General features: G+C 74.7%; 24 protein-coding genes. 8 read left to right on the top strand and 16 right to left on the bottom strand.

The window, feature by feature from the left end:
* Window positions 1–32 precede the first annotated feature (32 nt).
* Together ACI789_RS22640 and ACI789_RS22635 are read right to left on the bottom strand one after the other, a co-directional pair.
* Window positions 33–1,544, bottom strand: coding sequence for an ABC transporter substrate-binding protein (locus tag ACI789_RS22640; protein ID WP_457011740.1), 1,512 nt, complete (start codon window positions 1,542–1,544; stop codon window positions 33–35).
* 188 nt (window positions 1,545–1,732) lie between these two features.
* Entirely contained in the window at window positions 1,733–2,995 is a 1,263-nt protein-coding gene (locus ACI789_RS22635) for an ROK family protein (protein WP_457011739.1), read from the bottom strand.
* Window positions 2,996–3,154: 159 nt separating this feature from the next.
* Here ACI789_RS22635 and ACI789_RS22630 point away from each other — a divergent pair, with 159 nt between their 5' ends.
* The 3 genes from ACI789_RS22630 to ACI789_RS22620 all read left to right on the top strand — a co-directional run bounded on the left by ACI789_RS22630 (window position 3,155) and on the right by ACI789_RS22620 (window position 7,949).
* Window positions 3,155–5,992 carry a family 78 glycoside hydrolase catalytic domain gene (locus ACI789_RS22630; protein ID WP_457011738.1) on the top strand — a complete coding sequence of 946 codons (2,838 nt, stop codon included), beginning with the start codon at window positions 3,155–3,157 and terminating at the stop codon, window positions 5,990–5,992.
* A gap of 580 nt (window positions 5,993–6,572) precedes the next feature.
* A complete protein-coding gene (locus tag ACI789_RS22625) occupies window positions 6,573–6,776 on the top strand; it encodes a cold-shock protein (protein WP_457011736.1) in 204 nt (67 codons plus the stop codon).
* A gap of 132 nt (window positions 6,777–6,908) precedes the next feature.
* Window positions 6,909–7,949, top strand: coding sequence for a heparan-alpha-glucosaminide N-acetyltransferase domain-containing protein (locus ACI789_RS22620; RefSeq protein ID WP_457011735.1), 1,041 nt, complete (start codon window positions 6,909–6,911; stop codon window positions 7,947–7,949).
* Window positions 7,950–7,955: 6 nt separating this feature from the next.
* Here ACI789_RS22620 and ACI789_RS22615 read toward each other — a convergent pair whose 3' ends face one another.
* From ACI789_RS22615 to ACI789_RS22600, 4 genes are all read right to left on the bottom strand, one after another.
* Window positions 7,956–8,855: a polysaccharide deacetylase family protein gene (locus ACI789_RS22615; protein ID WP_457011733.1), complete on the bottom strand. Its 900-nt coding sequence runs from the start codon at window positions 8,853–8,855 to the stop codon at window positions 7,956–7,958.
* A 64-nt stretch (window positions 8,856–8,919) separates the two neighbouring features.
* Window positions 8,920–9,768, bottom strand: coding sequence for an ABC transporter permease (locus ACI789_RS22610; RefSeq protein ID WP_457011731.1), 849 nt, complete (start codon window positions 9,766–9,768; stop codon window positions 8,920–8,922).
* Window positions 9,765–10,547 carry an ABC transporter ATP-binding protein gene (locus ACI789_RS22605; RefSeq protein WP_457011730.1) on the bottom strand — a complete coding sequence of 261 codons (783 nt, stop codon included), beginning with the start codon at window positions 10,545–10,547 and terminating at the stop codon, window positions 9,765–9,767. The genes ACI789_RS22610 and ACI789_RS22605 overlap by 4 nt, the downstream gene beginning before the upstream one ends.
* A 48-nt stretch (window positions 10,548–10,595) precedes the next feature.
* A complete protein-coding gene (locus tag ACI789_RS22600) occupies window positions 10,596–11,114 on the bottom strand; it encodes an EXLDI protein (RefSeq protein WP_457011729.1) in 519 nt (172 codons plus the stop codon).
* 132 nt (window positions 11,115–11,246) lie between these two features.
* Between ACI789_RS22600 and ACI789_RS22595 the strand changes: the two genes are divergently transcribed.
* Window positions 11,247–11,864, top strand: coding sequence for a putative glycolipid-binding domain-containing protein (locus ACI789_RS22595; protein WP_457011728.1), 618 nt, complete (start codon window positions 11,247–11,249; stop codon window positions 11,862–11,864).
* 92 nt (window positions 11,865–11,956) lie between these two features.
* The gene (locus ACI789_RS22590) at window positions 11,957–12,883 is read left to right on the top strand and encodes an amidohydrolase family protein (RefSeq protein ID WP_457011727.1); all 927 of its coding nucleotides are present in this window, start codon (window positions 11,957–11,959) and stop codon (window positions 12,881–12,883) included.
* A gap of 29 nt (window positions 12,884–12,912) precedes the next feature.
* Here the strand turns inward: ACI789_RS22590 and ACI789_RS22585 are convergent, their stop codons facing one another.
* Window positions 12,913–13,092, bottom strand: a complete 180-nt coding sequence (locus ACI789_RS22585) for a hypothetical protein (RefSeq protein ID WP_457011726.1) — start codon at window positions 13,090–13,092, stop codon at window positions 12,913–12,915.
* 50 nt (window positions 13,093–13,142) lie between these two features.
* Entirely contained in the window at window positions 13,143–14,609 is a 1,467-nt protein-coding gene (locus tag ACI789_RS22580) for an amidase (RefSeq protein ID WP_457011725.1), read from the bottom strand.
* Between the two features lie 477 nt (window positions 14,610–15,086).
* Between ACI789_RS22580 and ACI789_RS22575 the strand changes: the two genes are divergently transcribed.
* Entirely contained in the window at window positions 15,087–15,311 is a 225-nt protein-coding gene (locus ACI789_RS22575; protein ID WP_457011724.1) for a hypothetical protein, read from the top strand.
* On the opposite strand, the gene ACI789_RS22570 is transcribed toward ACI789_RS22575, so the two are convergent.
* The 5 genes from ACI789_RS22570 to ACI789_RS22550 are packed head-to-tail and all read right to left on the bottom strand — an operon-like array spanning window position 15,287 to window position 20,731.
* Complete coding sequence (locus ACI789_RS22570) at window positions 15,287–17,137, bottom strand: chorismate-binding protein (protein ID WP_457011722.1); 1,851 nt, start codon at window positions 17,135–17,137, stop codon at window positions 15,287–15,289. The two genes, ACI789_RS22575 and ACI789_RS22570, sit on opposite strands and share 25 nt — an antisense overlap.
* Window positions 17,134–17,499, bottom strand: a complete 366-nt coding sequence (locus ACI789_RS22565) for a glutamate ligase domain-containing protein (RefSeq protein ID WP_457011721.1) — start codon at window positions 17,497–17,499, stop codon at window positions 17,134–17,136. The genes ACI789_RS22570 and ACI789_RS22565 overlap by 4 nt, the downstream gene beginning before the upstream one ends.
* Entirely contained in the window at window positions 17,496–18,485 is a 990-nt protein-coding gene (locus ACI789_RS22560; RefSeq protein WP_457011720.1) for a bifunctional folylpolyglutamate synthase/dihydrofolate synthase, read from the bottom strand. Before ACI789_RS22560 ends, ACI789_RS22565 begins: the two co-directional genes overlap by 4 nt.
* A gap of 13 nt (window positions 18,486–18,498) precedes the next feature.
* Window positions 18,499–19,347 carry a formyltetrahydrofolate deformylase gene (purU, locus tag ACI789_RS22555; protein ID WP_457011718.1) on the bottom strand — a complete coding sequence of 283 codons (849 nt, stop codon included), beginning with the start codon at window positions 19,345–19,347 and terminating at the stop codon, window positions 18,499–18,501.
* Between the two features lie 10 nt (window positions 19,348–19,357).
* On the bottom strand, window positions 19,358–20,731 hold the full coding sequence (locus ACI789_RS22550; RefSeq protein ID WP_457011716.1) for an L-serine ammonia-lyase: 1,374 nt from the start codon (window positions 20,729–20,731) through the stop codon (window positions 19,358–19,360).
* Window positions 20,732–20,872: 141 nt separating this feature from the next.
* Here ACI789_RS22550 and ACI789_RS22545 point away from each other — a divergent pair, with 141 nt between their 5' ends.
* Together ACI789_RS22545 and ACI789_RS22540 are read left to right on the top strand one after the other, a co-directional pair.
* On the top strand, window positions 20,873–21,541 hold the full coding sequence (locus tag ACI789_RS22545) for a GntR family transcriptional regulator (RefSeq protein ID WP_457011714.1): 669 nt from the start codon (window positions 20,873–20,875) through the stop codon (window positions 21,539–21,541).
* Between the two features lie 11 nt (window positions 21,542–21,552).
* Window positions 21,553–22,068 (top strand): putative immunity protein, encoded by a 516-nt coding sequence (locus ACI789_RS22540; RefSeq protein WP_457011712.1) that lies wholly within the window; start codon window positions 21,553–21,555, stop codon window positions 22,066–22,068.
* A gap of 32 nt (window positions 22,069–22,100) precedes the next feature.
* Here ACI789_RS22540 and folP read toward each other — a convergent pair whose 3' ends face one another.
* The 3 genes from folP to ACI789_RS22525 are packed head-to-tail and all read right to left on the bottom strand — an operon-like array spanning window position 22,101 to window position 24,426.
* A complete protein-coding gene (gene folP / locus ACI789_RS22535) occupies window positions 22,101–22,967 on the bottom strand; it encodes a dihydropteroate synthase (protein WP_457011711.1) in 867 nt (288 codons plus the stop codon).
* Entirely contained in the window at window positions 22,964–23,809 is an 846-nt protein-coding gene (locus ACI789_RS22530; RefSeq protein ID WP_457011709.1) for a bifunctional 5,10-methylenetetrahydrofolate dehydrogenase/5,10-methenyltetrahydrofolate cyclohydrolase, read from the bottom strand. The genes folP and ACI789_RS22530 overlap by 4 nt, the downstream gene beginning before the upstream one ends.
* The gene (locus ACI789_RS22525) at window positions 23,806–24,426 is read right to left on the bottom strand and encodes a cyclodeaminase/cyclohydrolase family protein (protein ID WP_457011707.1); all 621 of its coding nucleotides are present in this window, start codon (window positions 24,424–24,426) and stop codon (window positions 23,806–23,808) included. The genes ACI789_RS22530 and ACI789_RS22525 overlap by 4 nt, the downstream gene beginning before the upstream one ends.
* Between the last annotated feature and the right edge of the window lie 4 nt (window positions 24,427–24,430).

Genomic DNA, 24,430 nt, shown 5'->3' with positions numbered 1-24,430 from the left:
CGCGGGGGTCCCCCGCGGGCACGAGCCGGGGCTCAGCTGCCGGCGGGGGCGAAGCCGGACAGCGGGGGCACGCTCACGCCGGGCACGGGCTCGACCGCGACGTCGTCGGTGGTGACGTACGCGCCCTCGGACGCGTACCAGGGCGCGAACCAGGCCTGGTCCACCAGGTGGGCGTTGAGCTCCTGGAGGATGGCCGCCTGCTCCTCCCCGCTCGCGGTGCGGGCCTGCTCGACGAGCCGGTCCACCTCGGGGTCGGCGGTCTTGAGCGGGTTGAACGGCGACTGCTGGGTGAGGGTCAGGCCGATCATCTCGAACGGCGACCCCGCGGTCAGGGTGAGCCAGTTGGCCGGCCACTGACCGCCGATGATGCTGCCGATGAACTGGTCCCCGGTGATGGGGGCGTAGGTGACGTCGATGTCGATCGAGGCCAGCGCCTCGGTCATGGCCGCCTGCTCGTCCGGGAAGACCGGCGAGGCGTCCGGCAGCGTCATGGTGAAGCCGTCGGCGTAGCCGGCCTCGGCCATGAGCTCCTCGGCCCGCTCGACGTCGTGGTCGTACGTCGCGTCCAGGGACTCGTCGTAGGCGTCGGATCCGGGGGTGAACACCTGGACCGTCGGCGTGCCGAGGCCGCCCTTGACGACGTCGACGATCGACTCGCGGTCGGTGGCGAGGTTGATCGCCTGGCGCACCCGGACGTCGGCCAGGGCGGGGGCCAGGGCGCCGTCGCGGTCCCACAGGTACATGCCCTCGATGCCGCCGTTGGTGTAGGTCGTCACGGTGAGGCCGGCGTTCTCCGCGCCCTTGACGACGTCGCTGGTCGGCCCGTACAGGCCGTTGAGCTCGCCGGAGCGCAGCCCGTTGAGGCCGGCGGTCGTGTCGTCGAGGAAGCGGATCTCGAGGGTGTCGTACGGGTACTGCTCGGCGTTCCAGTAGTCCTCGTTGCGGGTGAAAGCGTAGGTGCTGCCCGCGGTCGAGGCGCCCTGGTCGAGGACGTAGGGGCCCGAGCCCACCGGGTTGGTGGCCAGGTCGGCGTTGCCGAGGGCGGCCGGGCTGGCGACGTACCCGGAGCTGCGGGCCAGGCTGGGCACCAGGGAGGGGTCCGGCCGGCTCAGGACGACGTCGGCGTGCGCGGCGTCGACGACCTCGACGTGGTCGATCGCGCCCAGCGCCGTCCCGGCCTCGCCGGTCTTGCTCTTGGCCGCCTCCAGGTTGGCCTTGACCGCCTCGGCGTCGAACGGCGTCCCGTCGCTGAAGGTGACGTCGTCGCGCAGGGTCAGGCTCAGCCGGGTGCCGGCCTCGTCGTAGCTCCACTCGGTGACCAGGTTCGCCGCCGGCTGGCCCTCGTCGTCCAGGGTGAGCAGCTTGTCGTAGACCGCCTGGTAGTAGTGGTCCTCCGGACCGCTCTGGGCCATCTCACCGATCGCGAACGAGGTCGGCGGGGTGATGGTGGACAGGGTGAGCCCGCCCCCGCCGTCGCCGGCGGCGGCCCCACCGGCGGACGAGCCGCCGCCGCAGGCAGCGAGGAGCAGGGCGGACGCGGCCACGGCCGCGACGAGAGACCTTCGCAATGTGAGCTCCAGAGACGTCGGGACCGGTGCCGGTCCCGGGCGGCCAGCGCCGCAGTGGCAGAGGTGGAGGACGGGCGCGCCCCGGTCGGGGGCGCGGGAGGTGCTGTGGGGCGGGTCACCCCTCTGCCGGGAGACTTTAGTGCCGCTGGAACATATGTCAACCCTCACACGACGACGGTGCGCTGGAGGGGGACGGCGTGGCCGACGGGGCTGCCGTTGTCGATCCACAGGCCCACCGACGCCGGCCCGAAGAGCTGCTCGATGGCCAGGAGTGCCGCGCCGGTGACGCCCTCGTGGAAGCCGAGGGAGGCGGGGCGGATGCGCAGCCGCTGCCCGGCGAGCCTGGTCGTCCGGCGGCGGACGGTCTCCTCGAACGTCGCGAACACCTCGTCGCCGACCCGCAGCACGCCGCCGCCGAGCACGACGGTCCCGGGGTTGACGAAGTTGACCAGGTCGGCCACGGTGCGGCCGACGACGCGGGCGCTGTCCAGGACGGCCTCGCCGGCGAGCCGGTCCCCGGCCCGCGCCGCGAGCCCGACGTCCTCGGCGGTGAGGTGGCCGCGCTCGGCCAGCCGCGCCGACAGCAGGGGGCTCTCGGCGGCGTGCGCGGTGAGCCGGCGGACCAGCCCCCACCCGCCGGTGACCGCCTCGAGACAGCCGGTCTGGCCGCACCGGCACACCACGGCCGGGTCGTCGGTCACCTGGATGTGGCCGATGTCGCCCGCGGAACCGGTGTCCCCACGGAACACCGTGCCGCGGCTGACCAGGCCGGCCCCGACGCCCTCGTCGACGAAGATGTAGAGCAGGTCGCGGCCGTCGCGCGGCTCGCCCTCGTGCCACTCGCCGAGGGCCATGAGGTTCACGTCGTTGTCGACCCACACCGGCGCGTCGTAGCGCTCCCGCAGCCAGGAGCGGACGCTGCAGCCGTCCCAGCCGGGCATGATCGGCGGGTCGACGAGCCGGCCGGTGCCGAAGTCGACCGGCCCCGCGACGCCGATGCCGAAGGCCCACGGCTCCGTGCGCGTCCTCCGCGCGAGGCGGGTGAACAGCGTGTCCAGGACCTCGAGGGTCGCCTCCGGCCGCTCGGCGGCGTCCCAGTCCTCGTGGAGGGAGGCGAGCAGCGTGCCGTCGAGCGTGGCGACGGCGGCGGTCATCTCCGTCGCCCCGACCATCCCGGCGTAGACGTGCCCGGCCTCGGCGCGGAAGCGCAGCACCCGGGACGGGCGCCCGCCGCTGGAGGGCGCGAGGTCGCCGTCCTCCAGCAACCCGACGTCGATGGCCTGCTGCACCCGCTGCGCCACCAGCTTGCGGCCCAGGCCGGTCTCCTGCTCCAGCGCCGGACGGGTCACCGCGCGCCCGGTGCGGACCAGGTTGATCAGCTGACCGTGGACGAACGCCTCCTGCGGAGAAGGGGACGTGCTGCTCATGGACGACCTCCGAGGGAGACACCGACGTCGTTGCCATCTGCGCCGACGGCACATAAGTTACGTGCTTGCCCGGCCGAACGGAACCGACGTGGCACGGTCCCGTCCCGGTTCTCCCATCGGCCGACGCCCAGCGCATCTCCACTCCACCCGGGAGGTCCCGTGCCCGACCCCGCCACCGTCCGCGACCTGCGCGGAGGGCGCCGCCGGGACGGCGCACCGTGGGTGGACTCGGCGACGCCGCTGCTGTCCTGGCGGACGGAGACCACCGCCCCCGACTGGGACCAGGCGTCCGCCTCCGTGGCGGTGACCTGGCTCGACCGCGAGAACTCCCCCGAGACCGTCGAGCTGGCCGGCCCGGACTGCGTCGCCGTCCCGTGGCCGTTCCCGCCGCTGCGGTCCGGCGAGCGGGTGCGGGTGCAGGTCACGACGGTGGGGACCGACGGGGTGACCGCCGCGCCGGCGTCGGTCGTCCTCGAGGCGCCCCTGCTGGAGCCGATCGACTGGACCGCGTCGTGGGTGTCGCTGCCCGACGGCCACCCGGAGGACCGGCCCGGCCAGTTCCGGCACACCGTCGGCACGACCCGCCGCCCGGTGCGCGCCCGGCTGCACGTGACCGCCCTCGGGGTCCACGAGGTCGAGGTCAACGGCACGCGCGTCGGCGACGAGGTCCTCGCCCCCGGCTGGACCAGCTACCGGGACCGGGTCCTCGTGCAGACCCACGACGTGACCGCACTGGTGCAGGACGGGCCCACCACCGTGGGCATCTGGCTGGCCGGCGGCTGGTTCACCGAGCGGTACGGGTTCTTCGGCCGGGCGAAGCGGGCGTACGACGGGCCGGCCGCCGTCCTGGCCCAGCTCGAGCTCACCTTCGCCGACGGCAGCCGCGAGGTGGTCGGCACCTCACCGGAGTGGCGGTGCCGTCCCGACGGCCCGCTCGTCGCCAGCGGCATCTACGCCGGCGAGGAGTTCGACGCCACGCGGTCCGACCCGTCCTGGTCGAGCGGGCACGGGACGTCCGAGGGGTGGGTGCCGGTCGCCGTCCGCGACGTGCCGCACGCCCTCCTCTCCCCCGCGATCGCCGAACCGGTGCGCCGGGTGGCGGAGGTCGCGCCCGTCGCCGTCCTGACCTCGCCGTCGGGGGCGACCGTCGTCGACTTCGGGCAGAACCTCGTCGGCCGGGTGCGGATCCGGGTCGAGGGCCCCCGCGGGCACACCGTCACCCTGCGGCACGCCGAGGTCCTCGAGGACGGCGAGCTCGCGACCCGCCAGCTGCGCCACGCGTACTCGGTCGACCGGTACACGCTGGCCGGCACCGGCGTCGAGGAGTGGGAGCCCCGCTTCACCTTCCACGGCTTCCGTTACCTGCAAGTCGACGACTGGCCGGGCCCGTTCGACCCGTCGGCCGTCACCGCCGTCGTCTGCTCCTCCGACCTCCGGCGGACCGGCCGGTTCGAGAGCTCGCACCCCCTGCTCGACCGGTTCCACGAGAACGTCGTGTGGAGCACGCGGGGCAACTTCCTGTCCATCCCCACCGACTGCCCCCAGCGCGACGAGCGGCTGGGCTGGACCGGGGACCTGCAGGTCTTCGCCGGTGCGGCGGCGTCGCTGGTGGGCTGCGACGCCTTCCTCACCTCCTGGCTGGCCGACCTGGCGCTCGAGCAGGCCCGCTCGGGGGGCATCGTCCCGATCATCGTGCCGACGGCGATGGACGAGGACCGTGACGGCGTCGTGGCGGCCTGGGGCGACGCGGCGACCGTCGTCCCGTGGACGCTGTACGAGCGCTTCGGCGACCGCGACGTGCTGGCCCGGCAGTACCCGAGCATGCGCGCCTGGGTCGAGGTCGAGCTGGCGCAGGCCGACGACGACGGGCTGTGGACCCGCGGCTACCAGCTCGGCGACTGGCTGGACCCGCGCGCGCCGGCCGACCGGCCGCGGGAGGGCCGCACCCATCCGTCGCTGGTGGCGTCCGCGTACCTGTTCCGGTCCCTGGACGTCGTGTCCCGGACCGCGCGCGTGCTGGGCGACGAGGCGGACGCCGAGCGCTACGCCGCGCTGGCCGAGCGCACCCGCCGGTCGTTCGTCGAGACCTACGTGACGCCGCGGGGCCGGATGGTGTCCGAGGGGCCGACCACCTACGCGATGGCGCTGACCTTCGGGCTGGTGACCGACCCGGACCTGCGCGCCGCGCTCGGGCGGCGGCTGGCCGAGATGGTCCGGGAGGACGGTTACCGGATCGGCACCGGCTTCGTCGGGACGCCGCTGGTGATGGACGCGCTCTGCTCGACCGGCGGGCTGCACGCGGCGGGCCGCCTGCTGCTGCAGACCGAGGCGCCGTCCTGGCTGTACCCGGTGACCGTGGGCGCCACGACGGTCTGGGAGCGGTGGGACGCGCTGCTGCCCGACGGCTCGGTCAACCCGCACGAGATGACCTCGTTCAACCACTACGCCCTGGGTGCGGTGGCCGACTGGCTGCACCGAGGGCTCGCGGGGCTGGCACCGGCGGCCCCCGGCTACCGCCGCACCCGGATCGCGCCGACCGTGCTCGACGGCATCACCCGGGCCCGCAGCGAGCAGCTCACCCCGTACGGCCGCGCCGCCGCCGGCTGGGAGCTCGCGGACGGGACGGTCACCGTCACCGCCGTCGTCCCGCCGGGAACGACGGCCGAGGTGGTCCTGCCCGACGGGTCGACCGACGACGTCGGCTCCGGGACGCACTCCTGGGCGGTGCCGTGGTCTCCCGACCGCCCCCGCCCGGTGCTCGCCGGGCTCGACACCGACCTCGCCGACCTCGTCGACGACCCCGACGCCCTGCGCCGGGTGCGGCAGGTCCTGGGCGAGCACGACCCCGGCCGGGCCCGGGCGTTCGCCGGCGCCCTCCGCTACGAGGCCGGCTCGACGCTGCGCACCGCCCTCCTGTTCGCCGATCCGAAGGCGCTGGCCGCCGTGGAGGGTGCCCTCACCGACCTCGGTCGGCGCAGGCAGCGGGGGCCCGGGTGACGCGGAGCCCGGCGGGGGGCCTGATCGTCGGACGCGCCGAGGGGGCGCGGTCGGCGTGGCGGCGCCCGGCGAGGCGTAGGTTCGACGCGGACAGAGGAGACCCCATCACGACACACCGTGGACTGTGCGCCGACGCTCATCTCGGGTGCCCCTGCCGTGGGGACGCGAGCATCCACGAGGAGCGGTCCCGCGAGATCACCGAGGCTCGCGCCCGGTCCGGTGAGCCCGTCGACTGCCCGGAGTGCGGCTCCCCCACGACGCCGCTGGCCATCGTCACGTGGGGCAACTGCCGGGCGTGCCGCACGGCGCAGTCGCGCGTGGTCGATCCGCTGCGCTGGTGACCGGCGTCGCCGCCGGCCGCGACCGAGCGTCGGCCCTCGGGTGAGGGTCGCCTCACAGAGGGGACCAGATCCGTCATCGGGCCCGTAGAGTCGGGTCCGGTCGCTGTTGTGCCTCTGCTTCGTTCTCGAACGTCCGCAGTCGTCTCTGCCTGACGTTCCTCTCGGTCCTGCCGGTCGGTGCGGCGACCCAGGACCGGCACCGGTCGGTCCTGACGCGACAGCACGGAGAGAGAAGCGACATGGCTCAGGGCACTGTGAAGTGGTTCAACGCGGAGAAGGGCTTCGGCTTCATCGAGCAGGACGGCGGCGGCCCCGACGTCTTCTGCCACTTCTCGGCGATCACCGGGAGCGGCTACCGCTCGCTGGACGAGGCGCAGCGCGTCGAGTTCGACGTCACCCAGGGCCAGAAGGGCCCGCAGGCGGAGAACGTCCGCGCGATCTGAGCACCGGGAGAGGGGCACGGCGACGACTCGCCGTGCCCCTCTCTCGTGCGCGGGTGCCGGCGGCTCCGGCCGCACGCCACCGAGCGCCCCGCGTCTCCGGAGGGGTCAGCCGGCCGGTCCTACCGTGGGTGCATGACGCATCCGGCACCCCGCCGGGAGGCCGTACGGCCGGAGCCGGAACAGGCGCGATCCCGGCCGCGGCTGCGCGGGGTGGACGTGCTGCGGGGCCTCGCCGTCGTCGGGATGCTGGTCGTCGACAACCGCGGCAACGGCGCGATCTGGGGCCAGGCGCGGCACGCGGCCTGGAACGGGCTGCACGCCGCCGACGTCGTCTTCCCGGTCTTCCTGCTGGTCGTGGGCGTGTCCGTGCCGTTCTCCCGACGGGCGGACCGGTGGCGGCCGGCGCTGACCCGGGTGGCCAAGCTCGCCGTCCTGGGCTGGCTGGTCGTCACGGCCAAGTACGGGGTCGGCACGGGGGTGGGCGTGCTCGGCCACATCGCCGGCGCCTACCTGCTGTGCTGGCTGCTGCTCCGGCTGCCCCGCCCGGCGCAGGTGCCCACCGCGGCCGGGGTGCTGGCCGCGCTGAGCCTGCTCACCGTCGTCGGGGGCGGCGACCCGGACCGGTCGTGGGCGCATCCCGTCGACGCCGCGCTCGGGATGCCCTTCTCCGCCGAGGCGCCGCACGGCTACCCGGGCAGCGCGGTCACCGTCTTCCTCGGCGTGCTCGCCGGGCGGGCGCTGCAGTCCGGCGCCGGGCGGGCCGCCCTGGCCCGGCTGGCGGCGGGCGGCGCCGCGCTGCTGGTCGCCGGGCTGGCGCTCGCCGCGGTCGTGCCGGTGAACAAGCGCCTGTGGTCGCCGTCGTTCGTGCTGGTCACCGGCGGGATCGCGCTGCTGGCGCTGGCGCTGCTGCACTGGCTGGTCGACGAGCGCGGCGTCGTGCGCCCGTTCCGGCCGTTCGAGGTGCTGGGACTCAACGCGATCGTGGCGTTCGTGGTCTCCGAGGTCGTGTTCCGCGCGGTCCTGTCGCACACGGTGCAGCCGGCGGTCGACGGCTGGGTCAGCTCGGTCGCCGGGCCGGTCGTGTCCGCCTGGCTCTACCCGGTGCTGTCGGTCGCGGCGATCGGGGGCGTCTGCGCCGTGCTGGTGCGCCGCGGCGTCGTCGTCCGGGTCTGACGCCGCTCAGTCGCCGTCCGGCGCCGCCGGTGGCGCGCTGCCGCCGATCGGCTCGGGCACGCTGCGCTCGAGCAGCCGGTTGGCGCTGACGAGGGTGATCCCGCGGTCGGCGATCTGCTGCAGCGCCGACGGCAGCGCCCGCACCTCCAGGTCGCGCCGCTGGGCCAGCGCCACCGCGAACGCCGCCTGCGGGTCGAACGTCCCCCGCCCGATCCCGTCGTGCAGGCCCAGGACGTCGCCGGCCTCGACGGTCTGCCCCATGTAGTCGCCGATCTCGGCGACCTCCGTCCTGTCCCCCGGGCCGCGGGTGACCGACCAGATGAAGGTGTCGTAGCCGAGCTCGGCGGCGATGCGCAGCGCGTACCCGGTGAGCTCGCCGCGGGGCGGCCGGAAGCTGGTGAACGGCTGCCCGAGCAGGGCCTCGACCTCGTCCTTGCAGCGCACCAGCTCGTCCCGGGTCTCCCGCTGGGTGAGCGTGGTCAGGTCCCGGTGGGTCCAGGTGTGGTTGCCGATCTCGTGCCCCGCGGCCACCACCTCGCGCAGCACCTCGGGGTGGTGGACGCCGTTCCAGCCCATCACGTTGAACGTCGCCGTGACCCCGGCCCGGTCCAGCGCGTCGAGGATGCGCGGGGTGTACTCCGTCGTCGGCCCGTCGTCGAAGGTGATCGCCGCGACCGGCTCGGTGACCGTCGTGTTCCACACCACCCGGCGGGTGCCCAGCCGGGCCACCCCCTCGCCCTCGTCCGCCGCGCCCCCGGCCTCGAGGAAGCGCTGCTCGGCCCGGGCGGTCGCCCGGCGCCGCACCGCGTCGTCCTCGTTCGTGACGAGCGCGCCGCCGGCCGCGCCCACCGCCAGGCCGGCCGCCCCGGCTCCGGCCCCGAGCAGGAAGCCTCGTCTCGTGGTCATGGAGAGGTCCTAGACCCGGCGCCGGGCCCGGGGAAGCGGTTCGGGGCCGGCCGGCGGGAGCGGCTCAGACGACGCGGGGACGGCGGTAGGCGGCGCGGGCCCACAGCCAGCCGACGACGCTCAGGGCCAGGCACCAGGCGACGGCGGTCCACAGCGTCGCCGCCGCGACGGCGCTGCCGGTGAGCAGGCCGCGGACGGTCTCGATGACCGGGGTGAAGGGCTGGTGCTCGGCGAACAGGCGGACCGCGGTGGGCATGGTGTCCACGGGCACGAAACCGCTGCCGAAGAAGGGCAGCAGCAGGAAGACCATCGGGGTGTTCGACGCCGACTCGACCGAGCGGGCCGCGGCCCCCATCGCCACCGACAGCCAGGTGAGGGCGAGGCCGAACAGGGCGGCGAAGCCGGTGAGCGCCAGCCACCCGGCGGCGTCGGCGCCGGGCCGGAAGCCCAGCAGGACGGCCACGCCCAGGACGGCCGCGGCGGCCAGCAGCGTCTGGACGACGGCCCCGAGGACGTGCCCACCCATCGCGGCCACGGGGGCGATGGGCATGGTGCGCAGGCGCGTGACGATCCCGCCGGTCATGTCCATGGCCACGCTGATCGCGGTGGACTGCGCGATGCTCGCCGCCGCGATCACCAGCACGGCGGGAGTCGTGTAGTCCAGGTAGGCGGCCCGCCCCGCCGCGCCCGGCGTGGCGCCGGAGCCGACGCCGGTGCCGAACGCGCCGCCGAACACGTAGACGAACAGCAGCAGGATCACCACCGGCGTGCCCACCAGCAGCGCCGTCATCGAGGGGTACCGGAGCATCCGCACCAGGCTGCGGCGGGTCATCGTCGCGAGGTCGCGGGCGGCGCGGGCCGGGCCGGAGGGCGCCGTCGGGAGGCGCACCGGAGCGGGAGCGGCGGCGGTCATCGCGCCACCTCCTCGGTCAGGTCGGAGCCGGAGCCGGGCCGGCCGGGGGCGGTCAGGGCGAGGAAGACGTCGTCGAGGGAGCCGGCGTCGTGGGCGGCCTTGAGGCCGGCGGGGGTGTCGTGGGCGACCAGGCGGCCCTCGTGCAGGACGGCGACGGAGTCGGCGAGCTGGTCGGCCTCGTCCAGGTACTGGGTGGTCAGCAGCACGCTCGCGCCGTCGGCCACCAGGGCGCGCACCTGGTCCCACAGGTCGTGGCGGGCACGCGGGTCCAGGCCGGTGGTGGGCTCGTCGAGGAAGACGACCCGCGGGCCGCCGACCAGCGTCATGGCCAGGTCGAGCTTGCGCTTCATGCCACCGGACAGCTGCTGGGCCGGCTTGCGCGCGGCGTCGGCCAGGCCGAGGCGTCCGGCCAGGTCCGCCGTGCGGCGGCGGCCCTCCGCGCGGGTCAGGTGGAACAGGTCGGCCATGAGCCGCAGGTTCTCGGTCACGGTCAGCAGCGGGTCGACGGCGGAGAGCTGGCCGGTCACCCCGATCACCCGCCGCACCGCCTGCGGTTCGCGGGCCACGTCGTAGCCCAGGACGCGGGCGGTCCCGCCGTCGGCGGGCAGCAGCGTGGACAGGATCGAGACGGTGGTGGTCTTGCCGGCCCCGTTGGGGCCCAGCAGTGCGGTCACGGTGCCGGCGGGCACCGTGAGGTCCAGGTCGGCGAGCACGACGTGGTCGCCGTATCGCTTGGACAGCCCGGCGATCTCGACCGCCGGGGTGGGGTGGGTGGGCATGCTCGCTCCTCGGGGCGCTGCCGGGGGCTCCCGGCGGCGCCGGGAGCGTCAGATGTCGAGGTCCTCGACCTCGGGTTCGGTGGCGTGGACCTCCACCAGCGCGGCCAGTTCGGCCGGGACCGCCTCCCGCAGCGCCTCGAACGTCTCGAAGACCTCGAGGGTGGCCGAGGCGGGGACCTGGCCCCACTGCTGGTCGGCGGTGAAGTGCTTGCGCCAGCCGGTCAGCTGGCCGTCCTTGCCGGCGGTGTGCACGAAGCCCTCGGGGCGGGCCAGGTGCACGGCGAACCGGCCGGTGCGGGTGCGGTAGACGCGGAAGCGCTCCTCGCCGCCGCCGGTGGTCCGGCTCCACTCGGCCAGCAGCACACCCTGGAAGCGCTGCAGCTTCTTCGCGCCGACGCCCACCCCGACGGTGATCTCCTCGAAGCCGGCCAGGCGGCCCTCCTCGACCTCGACGAGCCGGCGCAGGGCCTGGGAGATGGCCGCCGAGAGGTTGCCCCCGGTGAGCTCCTGCGCGCGCTGGAAGACCGGCAGGTCGGCGTCGGAGACGTAGATCGTCTTGTTCGGCACGGGACGATCGTAGTCACGGCTGCAAGTATACGTATATGTCTACGTATAGCAATCCGTGTCGTCGGTCGCGCGCGCCGTGGACGGCGAGGCGGGAGGCCGACACCATGACCTCCCCGATCCCCTGGAGTGGCCGTGGAGAGGTGTCTGGTCTGGGCGGGGACCGACGACTGGCGCGCGGAGTCGGCGCTGGTCCGGATGGCCCCGGAGCAGTTCACGGCGGGCGGTGTCCAGCTCGGGGCCGCGCCGGCCCCCTACCGGCTCGACCACCGGCTGGAGACCGGGCCCGGGTGGGTGACCCGGGCCCTGGAGCTGACCGCGGAGGGGGCGGGCTGGCGGAGGTGGGCGCGGCTCGCGCGGCACGAGGCCGGCGGCTGGACGTACCGGTCGGGGACCGAGGGCGAGGTCGCCCTGCCGGACCCGGTCTGCGACACGCGGGCCATCGGCGCCGCGCTCGACTGCGACCTGGGGTTCTCGCCGCTGACCAACACCATGCCGGTCCTCCGGCACGGGCTGCACCGCTGTTCCGGCGCGGTCGACCTCACGATGGCCTGGGTCTCCGTCCCCGACCTCGCCGTGCGCGCGTCGTCACAGCGCTACGAGCACGTCCGGACGACGTCCCACGGCGCCGTCGTCCGCTTCAGCAGCGGCTCGTTCGCCGCGGACCTGCTGCTCGACGAGGACGGCTTCGTGCTCGACTACCCGCAGCTGGCACGCCGCGTGACCGCGTCGGGCCACGATGTGTCGTGGTGAGCCGCTCCCGCCGGCGCGGGTGCGGCACTCGTGTGTCGTCGCCGAGCGCGCGGCACCGAGCGGAACGACCCCCGACGGAGCAGGAGCCCACGATGACCACCGAGCACACCTCCGCCGGGCCGGCCGAGCTGGTCGACAGCCACCACCACATCTGGCGCGCGGCCGACCTGCCCTGGCTCAGCGGCGAGCCGGTACCGCGGATCTTCGGCCCGTACCAGCCCATCCGGCGCGACTACCTGGCCGAGGAGTACATCGCCGAGGCCACCGCGGTCGGCATCACCTCGTCGGTCTACGTGCAGGCCAACTGGCCGCTGGACCGGTCGCTCGACGAGGTCCGGTGGCTGGCCGACGTCCACGCCGCGACCGGCTGGCCGATGGCCTTCGTCGGCTCGGCGGACCTGTTCGACCCGGGTGCGGTGGAGGTGATGCGCCGGCAGGCGGCGCTCACTCCCCTGGTCCGGGGCACCCGGCTGCAGCTGCACTGGCACGAGCGCCCGGAGTACCGGTTCGCCTCGGCTCCCGACCGGATGAGCGACCCCGTGTTCCGCCGGAGCATCGCCGCGCTCGCCGACCTCGGGTGGCTGTTCGAGCTGCAGGTGTTCAGCCCCCAGATGGCCCTGGCCGCGGAACTGGTCGCCGACTTCCCCGAGACCACGTTCGTCCTGGTGCACGCCGGGATGCTGGAGGACACCGACCCGGCGACCGTCGACGCCTGGCGCCGGGGCATGGCACTCCTGGCCGAGCAGCCCAACGTGGTGGTCAAGCTCACCGGCCAGGGCACCTTCGTCCACCGCGTCGACCAGGGCCTCATCGACCTCGTCACCGGCACCTGCCTGCAGCTGTTCGGCTCGCACCGGTGCACGTGGGGCAGCAACTTCCCGATCGAGAAGATCTGGACCGAGCTGCCGCCCCTGGTCGCCGCCTGGCGACGGGCCCTCGCCGACCAGCCGGCCGACGTCCGGGACGACGTCTTCGCCGGCACGGCCCGCCGGGTGTACTCGCTGGCCCCGGGTCGCTGACCCGGGGACGTCGCTGAGCGGGTCCGGGGTCAGACGATGCGCATCTGCAGGTGCACGTCCTGCGGGGCGGTGTGGGTCATCGCGACGACCAGGTCGACGGCCATCTCCTCCAGGTCGTCGACGCCGTCGGCCTGCGTGGTGCCGACACCAGGGACGTCGATCACCCAGTGGTCACCCTCGCAGACCGCCGTCGCGGTGAAGTCGGCCATCCGTCCTCCCGGGCCAGCTCGCCGGCGTGGAGACGTACCGCCTCCGTGGATCACGGCCCCGTGTCGGCCACCATCGCCGGCCACCTGTCCTTCCAGGGAGCGGCGGCCTCGAACGCCGCTGCGGCACGCATCACGGCCGGGTCGTCGAGATGGCGTCCGATGATCTGCAGGCCCACAGGGAGGCCGTCCTCGGTCCAGCCTGCGGGCACGGTGGCCGCCGGCTGCCCGGTGAAGTTGAGGGGATAGGTGAAGTGGAGCCACTCGAAGGGTTCCACCTCTCGCCCGTCGATGACGGTCGGTCCCTGGATCCCCACCTCGAAGGGCGGGACGGCGAGGGTGGGGGTGAGGAGCAGGTCGAAGTCGCGCATGAGCCGCCACATCGTGTTGGTGACCGCCTTGCGCACCATCAGGGCGTCGGTGAACTCCTCCGCCGTCCACCGGCGTCGCAGGAAGTCGACCACGTGAGGGGTCATGTTCTCCTCGCCGACCCGGTCCAGTTCCCGGCGCAGGCCGGTCAGGTCGGTCTCGTTGGCGACGATGGCCCAGAACGCCTCGTACGGGTGCGGCCACCCGGGAGCGACCTCCTCCACGACGCACCCGAGGTCCTGCTCGAAGACCCGGACGGCGTTCCCGACGATGCGACGCACCGCCGGGTCGACAGCGGCGTAGCCCCAGTCGGGGCTGTAGGCCACGCGCCGGCCTCGGAGGTCGCCGTGCAGCACCTCCGTCCAGTCGAACTCGGGGCCGGGCAGGGAGAACCGGTCGCGGTCGTCGGGGCCCGAGATGACGGAGAGCACGAGAGCGGCGTCGGCGACGGTCCGGCTCATGGGGCCGATGTGTTCCAGGGACTCCCAGCTGGACACCCCGGGGTAGCGCTCGTCCTTGGTGCCCGGGTACAGCGGGACGCGACCCATGGACGCCTTCATGCCGAACAGCCCGCAGAAGCTGCTGGGGATCCGGATCGATCCACCGCCGTCGCTGCCGATGGCGAACGGGCCCATGCCGGTGGCCACGGCCGCGCCCGACCCGGCGCTGGACCCGCCGGAGGTCTTCGTGGTGTCCCAGGGGTTGCGCGTGGCCGGGAAGACCGGGTTGTGCCCGACCCCGCTGTAGCCGAACTCGGGGACGTTGGTCTTGCCGATCACGATGGCGCCGGCGTTCTTCAGTCGCTCCACGACGACGTCGTCCTCGTCGGGGACGAAGTCGGCGTAGAGACGCGACCCGGAGACGGTCCGCAGCCCCTTGGTGCACACGAGGTCCTTGATGCCGACCGGCACGCCCGCCAGCACCCCGACGTCTTCGCCGCTCATCAGGGCCTTCTCGACCCGCTGGGCATCGGCGCGGGCCTGCTCGGGGGCGGGGGTGCAGAAGGCGTGCAGGGTCGGTTCCAGGCGGTCCATCCGGTCCAGGACGGCGTCGACCACCTCGGTCGGGGAGATCCGCCTGCCGCGGATCTCGCGCGCCACGGTGACCGCGTCCATGCGACAGATGTCCTGCGCCGTCGTCGGCGGGGTCATCGCCGCACCGCTGCGCTTCGAGTGTGGAGTCCTGGCGATCGTCCTCCGCCGACGTGCTCCACGTCCGCCTGAGACACGGCCCACCTCCGAGCCACCGAGGTGGGCGGACGCTAGCCCTGCGGCGTCCACGGGGTCAAGGAAGCCGGGCCCGGTCAGCGGGCCGCGCGGCGCCGGTCGAGCTCCACACCGTGGAGGGCCCGTCGACCACCCCCCCCCCCCCGTCGGGATGGGGTGGACCCCCGTTCGAGAACGGGGGCGGAGGACGACGGGGCCGGGGGGTGGCTCGCTGTCGCGACGGTCCCCGCTCGCCGATCCTCGTATCGGGAGGACGGAACCGAACAGCGGTCCCGCCGCCCGGACGAAGAACTCGACATCCGCGACCGCACCCGGTGGCCCTGGCCCGGCTGGCCGGCTGAGATACGTCAGCCAGTCGGATGACCCGGTGACCGGCACGGTCCAGATCCCGAGGAGCCCCCCGTGACCACGCTCAGCGCGCACCAGCCGATCAGCGACAGCCTCTCCGCCATCACCGGGCTGTTCGACGACCTGCAGTCCGACTTCGCGCAGGCCTGCACCGAGTACGCCGAGGCCCGCCGGCACCAGCAGGCCAAGGACACGCCGGCGCACCGCGACGCCGTCCTCGAGAGCCGCGCCCGGGTCGACGCGATCCTCGACGTCTACCTGGAGACGGCGCACCGCTGACCCGGCAGCGACCCTGGCGACCGCTGGGGAACGGGGAGCGCGGGGCGATCCCCGGCGACGGGGACGGCCGGTTGCCGGTCCCGCACCTCCGCGGCCCGCCATCCCCGCAGCGAACTGAGCACGGCCACCCCCTCCGCCCGGTCGAGGTCGGCCACGCGGAGCACCCGCTCGCGCAGCACGCCGAGGTCCAGCAGCCGCCCGCGCTCGACACCCGGGAGGCACCCGGAGTCCAGGGGCGGCGTCCACCACGACCCGTCGAGCTCCACCGCGAGGGAGGCCCGGGTGGTCTCGGTGAGTTCCCCTCGCGTGTTGACCATGACCACGTCGTCGACGTCGGGCCGCCGGTCCCGGCGCCGGTCGTACGGCTCCCGCGAGCTCGTCTTGTGGCGGAGCCAGGTCTCCCCGGGGTCGACCGGCTCGTCGTCGACCGCGAGCAGCACCGGGCCGGCAGCGGGTGGAGGGAGCGCCTCGACGTCGACGGCGAGACCCCCGTCGCGGCGCAGCCGCAGGCGGACGCGTGCCGCCGGCTCCCCGGCCAGCCGCGCGTCCAGCACGCGCCGCGCCGCGGACGGGTCGAAGCGGAAACCCAGGTGCTCGGCCGAGGCCGCCAGCCGCTGCAGGTGCCGGTCCTCGTTGCGCAGGCCGCGCGGAGGGTCGTGCCGCATCGTCTCCAGCAGCTCGAACTCCCGGGGCCGGGCGGCCAGGACGGCGGCCTTGGCGAGGACCTCGGCGTGCTCGGCCGACTCGTCCGACCCCCAGGTGATGCCGCTCCCGGTGCCGTACACGGCCTGTCCCGAGGACGTGTCGACCACCGCGGTCCGGATGGCCACGCTGAAGCGGGCCCGCACCGGCGCGTCCGGTGGGCCGACCAGGCCGATGGCCCCGCAGTAGACGCCGCGGGGATCCGGTTCCTGGGCCCGGATGACCTGCATCGAGCTCGCCTTCGGGGCCCCGGTGACCGAGCCGCAGGGGAACAACGCCCGGAACAGCTCGACCAGGCCGGTCCCGGGGCGGAGGCGGGCCGTGACGTCGGAGGTCAGCTGGAGCACGGTCTCGTAGCGCTCGACGGTGAACAGCGCGGGCACGTCGACGCTGCCGATCTCCGCGACCCGGCCGACGTCGTTGCGCATCAAGTCGACGATCATGACGTTCTCCGCCCGCTCCTTGGGGCTGGAGCGCAGCCGGTCGGCCAGGCGCCGGTCCTCGTCCCGGTCCCGCCCCCGCCGCGCCGTCCCCTTCATCGGGCGGAGCAGCACGTCGTCGCCGCGGCGCTCGAAGAACAACTCGGGGCTGGCGCTGGCCACGACGAAGCGGCCGAGGTCGAGGTGGGCGTTGTAGGCCCCGCGCTGGCCCAGTGCCAGGTCCCGGTACAGGACGGCGGGGTCGCCGGCCACGCGGCCCGACAGCCGCACGGTCAGGTTGCACTGGAAGGTGTCCCCGGCGGCGATCCGGTCCCGGACCGCCCGGACGCCACGGGCGTGCCCGGCCGGTGTCCACGTCGGTCGCCAGTGGGCCGCCGCGGCCGGGCCGGCCGCCTCCAGCGGGGGCACGGGCACCGGCTCGTCGCAGAGCCCGAACCACGCCAGCGGCTCGCCCAGGGGGGTGGCCGCGTGCACGGCCAGCCGCGGGTCCAGCCCCGCCGCGGCCTCGTAGGCGAGGTACCCGAACGCCCACGAGCCGGCGTCGGTGGCCCGCTCGACCTCGGTCAGGACGCCGAGGACCTCGTCGGGCCGCTCGGCGACCAGCACCCGGTGCGGCGGCGGGCAGCGGACGGCGGTCCCGGCGCGGAGGTCGTCGAACCGGGCCCACGGCGTCCCCGACGTCACGGTGCCGTCGTCCCCGGGCGCACCGCGGCGAGCAGGGAGAACGAGCCGCTGACCACGACCGGCAGCCCCGGACCGGCGCGCTCCGCGGCACGGGCCACCGCGCACAGGGGGTCCTCCTCCACCACGGCCCCGACCCCGCACTCCTCCGCGGCCCGGGCGATCCGCTCGGCGGCGATGGAGGTGCCGGCCGGGTGGTCGCCGTCCCCGGTGCTGAACTGCGTGGCGACCACCAGCGATGCCGCGGGGGCGACGACCTGCAGGACGGCGCGGAGGTCCTTGTCCTGCTTGAGGGCGAGCACCCACGGGAACCGGGCGCCCGGGTACACCTCCTGGAGGGTCCCGACCAGCGCCGCGAGCTTCATCGGGTTGTGCGCCCCGTCGAGGACCGCGGGCGGCTCCCGATCACCCGGCGCTCGAACCGGCCGGGCAGCGTGGCGCTGCGCAGCCCATCCCACACGGCGTCCGCGTCGAGCGCCCACCCGTCGCGCGCGGCCAGCGCCTCGACGGCACGCAGTGCGAGGTGGGCGTTGCCGGCCTGGTGCCGCCCGGTGAGCCCGAGGGACAGGGGTGGCTGGCCCCGCAGGCGCAGTTCGGTGCCGCCCGCCCCGGTCCAGGCCCGCACCGCCGGGGGTCCCGGGTCCACCCACCGGAGAGCGCAGCCGCGGCGGGCCGCCTCGGCGGCGAGCACGTCCTCCACCTCGGGGCTGTCCTGGCGAACCGCGACCGCGCGCCCGCCCCAGGGCAGGATGCCGGCCTTCTGCGCCGCGATCTCCCCCAGCGTGGTCCCCAGCAGGTCCTGGTGGTCCAGGCCGATCGGGGTGATCACCGCGAGCTTGTCCGCCCGGGCGATGGTGTTGGTGGAGTCCAGCAGTCCCCCGACCCCGGTCTCGACGACCCCGTAGTCGACGCGGTCGGCGAACAGGCCGAAGGCGACGGCGTTGGTGACCTCGAAGAACGACGGCCGGCCGTGCCCGGCGCGCTCCACCGCCTCGACGGCCGGCCGGACCCGGTCCAGCTCCGCGTCGACGAGCTCGGCGGCAGCCGGCGCCCCGTCCAGCTGGAACCGCTCGAGCAGGCTGTACACGTGGGGTGAGACGTGGGCGCCGACCCGGAACCCGTGCGACCGGAGCAGGCTCGCCACGACGGTGCTCACCGACCCCTTGCCGGCGGTCCCGGCGACGTGCACGGCGCGGAAGCGGTCCTGCGGGTCCCCCAGCGCCCCGAACAGCGCGCGGGCGCGGGCCAGGCCCGCGCCGGCCGGACCCCGCTGCGGTCCGAGCTCCTCCAGCAGGTACCGGAGGACCCGGTCGAGCGCTGCCGGGGACGGTGGAGCCGCGACGGGTGCCATCAGACCGGCCGGGTCAACGGAAGACGACGGTGCTGTGGCCGTTGAGCAGCACCCGCCGCTCGCCGTGCCACCGGACGGCCCGCGACAGGGCCAGCGCCTCGGCGTCCTGGCCGACGGTGGCCAGCGCGCGCGGGTCGTAGGTGTGGTCGATGCGGATGACCTCCTGCTCGATGATCGGACCCTCGTCCAGGTCGGGGGTGACGTAGTGCGCGGTCGCGCCGACCAGCTTCACGCCGCGGTCGAAGGCCTGGTGGTAGGGCTTGGCGCCCTTGAAGCCCGGCAGGAACGAGTGGTGGATGTTGATCGCCCGGCCGTGCAGGGCGGCGCAGGTCTCGTCGGAGAGCACCTGCATGTACCGGGCGAGCACGACCAGGTCGGCGCGGTGCTCGTCGACCAGCTCGAGCAGCCGCGCCTCGGCCTCCCGCTTGGTCGCCGGCGTCACGGGCACGTGGTGGAACGGCAGCCCGGCCGCCTCCGCCATCGGGCGCAGGTCCTCGTGGTTGGAGACCACGGCGACGAGGTCGGCGCCGAGGCTGCCCGCCCGCCAGCGGAAGATCAGGTCGTTGAGGCAGTGGCCGAGCTTGGAGACCATGACGAGCACGCGCTGCGGCTGGTCACCCGTGACGGAGTAGCTCATGCCGAACTCGTCGGCCACCGTCCGGAAGTCCTCCGACAGGCGGCCGGCGTCGGTGTCCTGCGAGCAGACGAACGCCGTCCGCAGGAACAGCTGACCGCGGACGGCGTCGTCGAACTGCTGGTGCTCGACGATGTCGCAGCCGTGCTCGAACAGGAACGAACTGACCGCGTGCACGATCCCCGGACGCTCCTGGCAGCTCAGCGTGAGGGTGAAGGGGTGGGACACGGGTGCCTCCTCAGCACTCGACGATGTTGAGCGCCAGCCCGCCACGGGCGGTCTCCTTGTACTTGTCCTTCATGTCCGCGCCGGTCTCGCGCATGGTCTTGATCGCCTTGTCCAGGGGGACGTGGTGCCGGCCGTCCCCGCGCACGGCCATGCGCGCCGCGGTGATGGCCTTGACCGAGCCGACGGCGTTGCGCTCGATGCACGGGATCTGCACCAGGCCGCCGACGGGGTCGCAGGTGAGCCCGAGGTTGTGCTCGATGCCGATCTCGGCGGCGTTCTCCACCTGCTCCGGGGTCCCGCCCAGGACCTCGGCGAGCCCGGCGGCGGCCATGGAGCAGGCCGAGCCGACCTCGCCCTGGCAGCCGACCTCCGCGCCGGAGATCGAGGCGTTCTCCTTGAACAGCAGCCCGATCGCCGCGGCGGTGAGCAGGAACCGCACGACGCCGTCCTCGCCGTAGGAGTCGACGAAGTCGCGGTAGTAGTGCAGGACCGCGGGCACGATGCCGGCGGCGCCGTTGGTGGGTGCGGTGACCACCCGCCCGCCGGCGGCGTTCTCCTCGTTGACCGCCAGGGCGTAGAGGGTCACCCACTCCATCGCGCGCAGCGGGTCGGCCTCGTCGCGGGCGGCCTCGAGCTGGTCCCGCAGCGCGGCCGCGCGCCGCCGCACCTTGAGGCCGCCGGGCAGGACGCCGGTGGTCCGCGTGCCGCGCTCCACGCACTCCTGCATGACCGACCAGATGTGCAGCAGGCCGGCGCGGACGTCGGCCTCGGTGCGCCAGGAGAGCTCGTTGGCCAGCATCACGTCGCTGATCCGCAGCCCGGTCTCCCGGGTGCGCGCCAGCAGCTCCTCGCCGGTGCGGAAGGGGTACCGCACCGGCGTGCTGTCCTCGACGACGACCGGGTTGCCGGCCTCGTCCTCGTCGAGGACGAACCCGCCGCCCACCGAGTAGTACTCGCGGCGGCACAGCTCCACCCCGTCGGCGTCGACGGCCGAGAAGAGCATCCCGTTGCTGTGGAACTCCAGCCGCTTGCGCCGGTGCAGCACGACGTCGTCGTCCACCGAGAACGCGATCGGGTGCTCGCCGGCCAGCCGGAGCCTGCCCTCGCGGCGGATCGTCTCGACCCGCGGCTCGGCCGCGACGGGGTCGACGAGGTCGGGCCGCTCCCCCTCCAGGCCGAGGACGACGGCCTTGACGCTGCCGTGGCCGTGCCCGGTGGCGCCGAGCGACCCGAACAGCTCGCACCGGACGCCGGCCACCCGCCCGAGCAGCCCCTCCTCGGACAGGCGCGAGGCGAAGGTGCAGGCCGCCCGCATGGGGCCGACGGTGTGGGAGCTGGACGGCCCGATGCCGACCTTGAACAGGTCGAAGGCGCTGATCGTCACCCGGTGCCTCCCTCTCCCCGCGGTGTGTCAACTGCAACCGTGTAGACAGGTACACAGTTGGTATATCAGATGTACTGTGAAGGTATGTCGATCCCTCTGAAGAGGCAAGGCCCTCTGGCCATCAACCTCTACGATCTGCTCGTGACCCTCGCACCGCTGGAGCTCGACCCGTCCGCCGCCACGTCGCTGGCGGACAAGGCCTACGTGGCGATCCGGGACCGGCTGATCATGCTGGCCATCCGTCCGGGTGACCCGATCGACGACGACGAGCTGGCCAAGGACCTCGGCGTGGGCCGCACCCCCGTGCGCGAGGCGCTCAAGCGACTCGAGGGCGACCGGCTGGTCGTCTCCTATCCGCGGCGCGGGACGTTCGCGACCGGCATGGACATCTCCGACCTGGCGCACATCTCCGAGATCCGCGCCCAGCTCGAACCGCTGGCCGCCCGTCGTGCCGCGGAGCGGGCCTCCCGCGTGGGCCACGCCGAGCTCGACGAGCTGGCCACGGGCATCGAGGACCTCGACGTCACCGGGATCGACCGCACCGAGCTGATGCGCTGGGACCTCGCGGTGCACCGGGCCATCTACCGGGCCTCGGGGAACCCGCACCTCGAGGACGTCCTCATCCGCTACGACAACCTGGCCACGCGGATCTTCTGCCTGTTCCTCGACCGGCTGCCGACGGTGGACGAGCACGTCGGCGAGCACGTGGAGCTGCTGCGGGCGATCGCCGCCGGCGACGCCGATCGGGCCGACGACCTCGCCCGTGAGCACGTCCTCGGCTTCGAGCGGGCGATCCGCGCGGTCATCTGAGGGGTGTCGCGGTGATCCTCCCGAAGGAGCGCGACCCCCGGTTCGTGACGATCCGCCGCGGTGGGACCCTCACCGACCCCGATCACCAGCTCCTGGCCCTGTGGGCGGCCTCGTGCGCCGAGCACGTCCTCGACCTGTTCGAGTCGGCTCGGCCCGGTGACCCGCGACCGCGTCAGGCGATCCAGCACGCCCGCGCCTGGGCGCGGGGCGAGATTCCGATGTCCCGGGCCCGCACCGCGGGCGGCCACGCGATGGGCGCGGCCAGAGACCTGCGTGGAGCAGCGCGCCATGCCGCCTACGCCGCCGGCCAGGCGGCAGTCGTCGCGCACGTCGCCGCCCACGAGCTCGGCGCGGCCGCCTACGCGATCAAGGCCGCACGTGCCGCCGCGCCGGACGGAGAGGCGGAGCGCGCCGGGCGACGCGAGTGCCAGTGGCAGCGCGACCGGCTCCCGGAGGCCATCCGCGCGCTCGTGCTCGACGACCAGCGGCTGCGGAACGACATCTGCTGGTCGGTGTTCGACTGCTGACGCGCGGTCGGGGCGCCGCCGGCGCGGGCCGCTCAGGCCGAGCCGACGGCGGACAGGACCGCCAGGGCGTCGCGCGTGGCCGCGACGTCGTGCACGCGAAGCACCGACGCTCCACGCTGGACCGCGACCAGCGCCGCGGCCAGGGAACCGGGCAGCCGCTCCCCCACGGCCCGCCCGGTCAGCTGCCCGAGCATCGACTTGCGCGACAGCCCCACCAGGACAGGCACCCCGAGGCCGGCGACCGCGTCGAGCGACGCCAGCAGCGCGACGTTGTGCGCCAGCGTCTTGCCGAACCCGAACCCCGGGTCGACCACCAGGTGCTCCGGGCGGACGCCGGCGTCGAGGCAGGCGGCGATCCGCTCGGCGAGGCAGGCGCGCACCTCGGCGACGACGTCCCCGTAGCGGGGGTCCTCCTGCATGGACTCCGGCGAGCGCTGCATGTGCACCAGGCACACCGGCACGTCGAGCTCCGCGGCGGCCGCGAGGGCGCCCGGCCGCTGCAGCGCCCGCACGTCGTTGACCATGCTCGCGCCGGCGGCCACCGCCGCGCGCATGACCTCGGGCCGCGAGGTGTCGACCGACAGCGGCACGGGGACCTGCCCGGCCAGCGCCTCGACCACCGGGACGACGCGGTCCAGCTCCTCGGCCGGGGACGGCGGCCGCGAGCCCGGCCGGGTCGACTCCCCGCCGATGTCGATCAGGTCGGCGCCCTCGGCCGCCAGGCGGCGGCCGTGCTCGACGGCCCGCTCGAGGTCGTCGAAGCGCCCGCCGTCGGAGAAGGAGTCGGGGGTGACGTTGAGGATGCCGCAGACCAGGGGCCGCCCCCCGCGGAGCAGCCGGCCGAGCGAGTCGGCGGTGGCGGTCGAGTGCGGGGCCTCCACCAGCGCCGTGGCCGTCACGTCGACCCGCGCGCGGAGTCGACGGTGTGCTGCAACAACAGCGCGGTGGTCACCGGGCCGACCCCGCCGGGCACCGGGGTCAGGCCGGCCGCCCGCCCGGTGACCGAGCCGGCGTCGACGTCCCCGACCAGTCCGCCGTCGGCCGTCGGGTTGGTCCCGACGTCGATGACGACCGCGTCCTCGGCGACGTGCTCGGCCGTGATGAGCTCCGGCCGCCCGACGGCCGCGACGAGCACGTCCGCGGACCGGGTCACCGCGGCCAGGTCCTTGGTGCGGCTGTGGCAGACGGTCACGGTGGCGTCCCGCTGCAGCAGCAGGTGCGCCGCGGGCTTGCCGACGACGGTCGAGCGGCCCACGACGACGGCGTGCGCCCCGGACAGCGGGACCCCGTGGGCGTCCAGCAGCGCGAGCACGGCCTCGGCGGTCGCCGGTGGGTGCGCGGGCAGGCCGGCGGCCAGCCGTCCCAGGCTGAGCGGGTTGGCGCCGTCGACGTCCTTGGCCGGGTCGATCGACGCGGCCAGGTCCTCGACGACGGCGCCGGCCGGCAGCGGGGTCTGCAGGATGATCCCGTGCACCGCGGGGTCCGCGCTGAGCGCGGCCAGCTCGGCGCGGATGCGGTCCGGCGTCGCGGTCTCCCCCAGGTCGACCACCGCGCAGGCGATGCCGGTCCGGTCCGCGGCCCGGGCGATGGAGCGGACGTACCAGGCGCTGGACTCGTCCGCCGTCGCGACGACCACGGCCAGCCGGGGCGGGGTCCCGGCCGCGGCCAGTTCGGCGGCAGCGGTGGCCGCCTCGGCGCGGATGCGGGCGGCCAGCTCGGTGCCGCTCAGCGTCGCGGTCACCGGACCAGCCCGTCCCGGACGGCGGCGGTGACCTTCTCCGCGCGCAGCACCAGGTCGTCGACGGTGTCGACGACCGCGGCGAGCTCACCCCAGGCCGTCGGGTCCTTGATGCCGCCGAGGTTGACCTCCACGTTGACCCGCGCCGTCGTGGCCGCGGCCCGGGCCGCCTCCGCCGCGGCGGCGACGTCGCTGACCACGCTGCGGTTGCCGATCGGCAGGAGCCGCTCGGCCAGGTCCAGCACCTGCTCGGCGACGGCCACGACGATCGCCGGCACGTGCGCGGCGGCGACCAGGGCCGTCGCGATGGCGTCGGACCGGGCGGCGGCCTCCTCGGCGGTCCCCTTCGGGAGCCGGTAGGCCTCGGTGACCGCGGTGAAGGCCGCGGCGTCCTCCTCGGCCAGGCCCAGCGCGTTCACGCGCAGCCGGTCGGCGGTGTGCATGATGGTGGTGATCTCCTCGGCGTGCTCGGCGTACCTCGCCGAGTCGCTGTAGCGGGCGACCATCGCCACGAGGGCGGCGGCCTGGGCCGCGTGCAGCGCGGCGGTGGCCCCTCCCCCCGGTGCGGGCACCCTGGCGGCGAGCTGCGCCAGGAACGTCTCGATGCTGTCGGTGCGCACGTGC

This window comes from Geodermatophilus sp. SYSU D00965 (genome assembly GCF_054050075.1).
The sequence above is the reverse complement of the archived record's forward strand: the minus strand, read 5'-3'. Positions and strand labels throughout refer to the sequence as shown.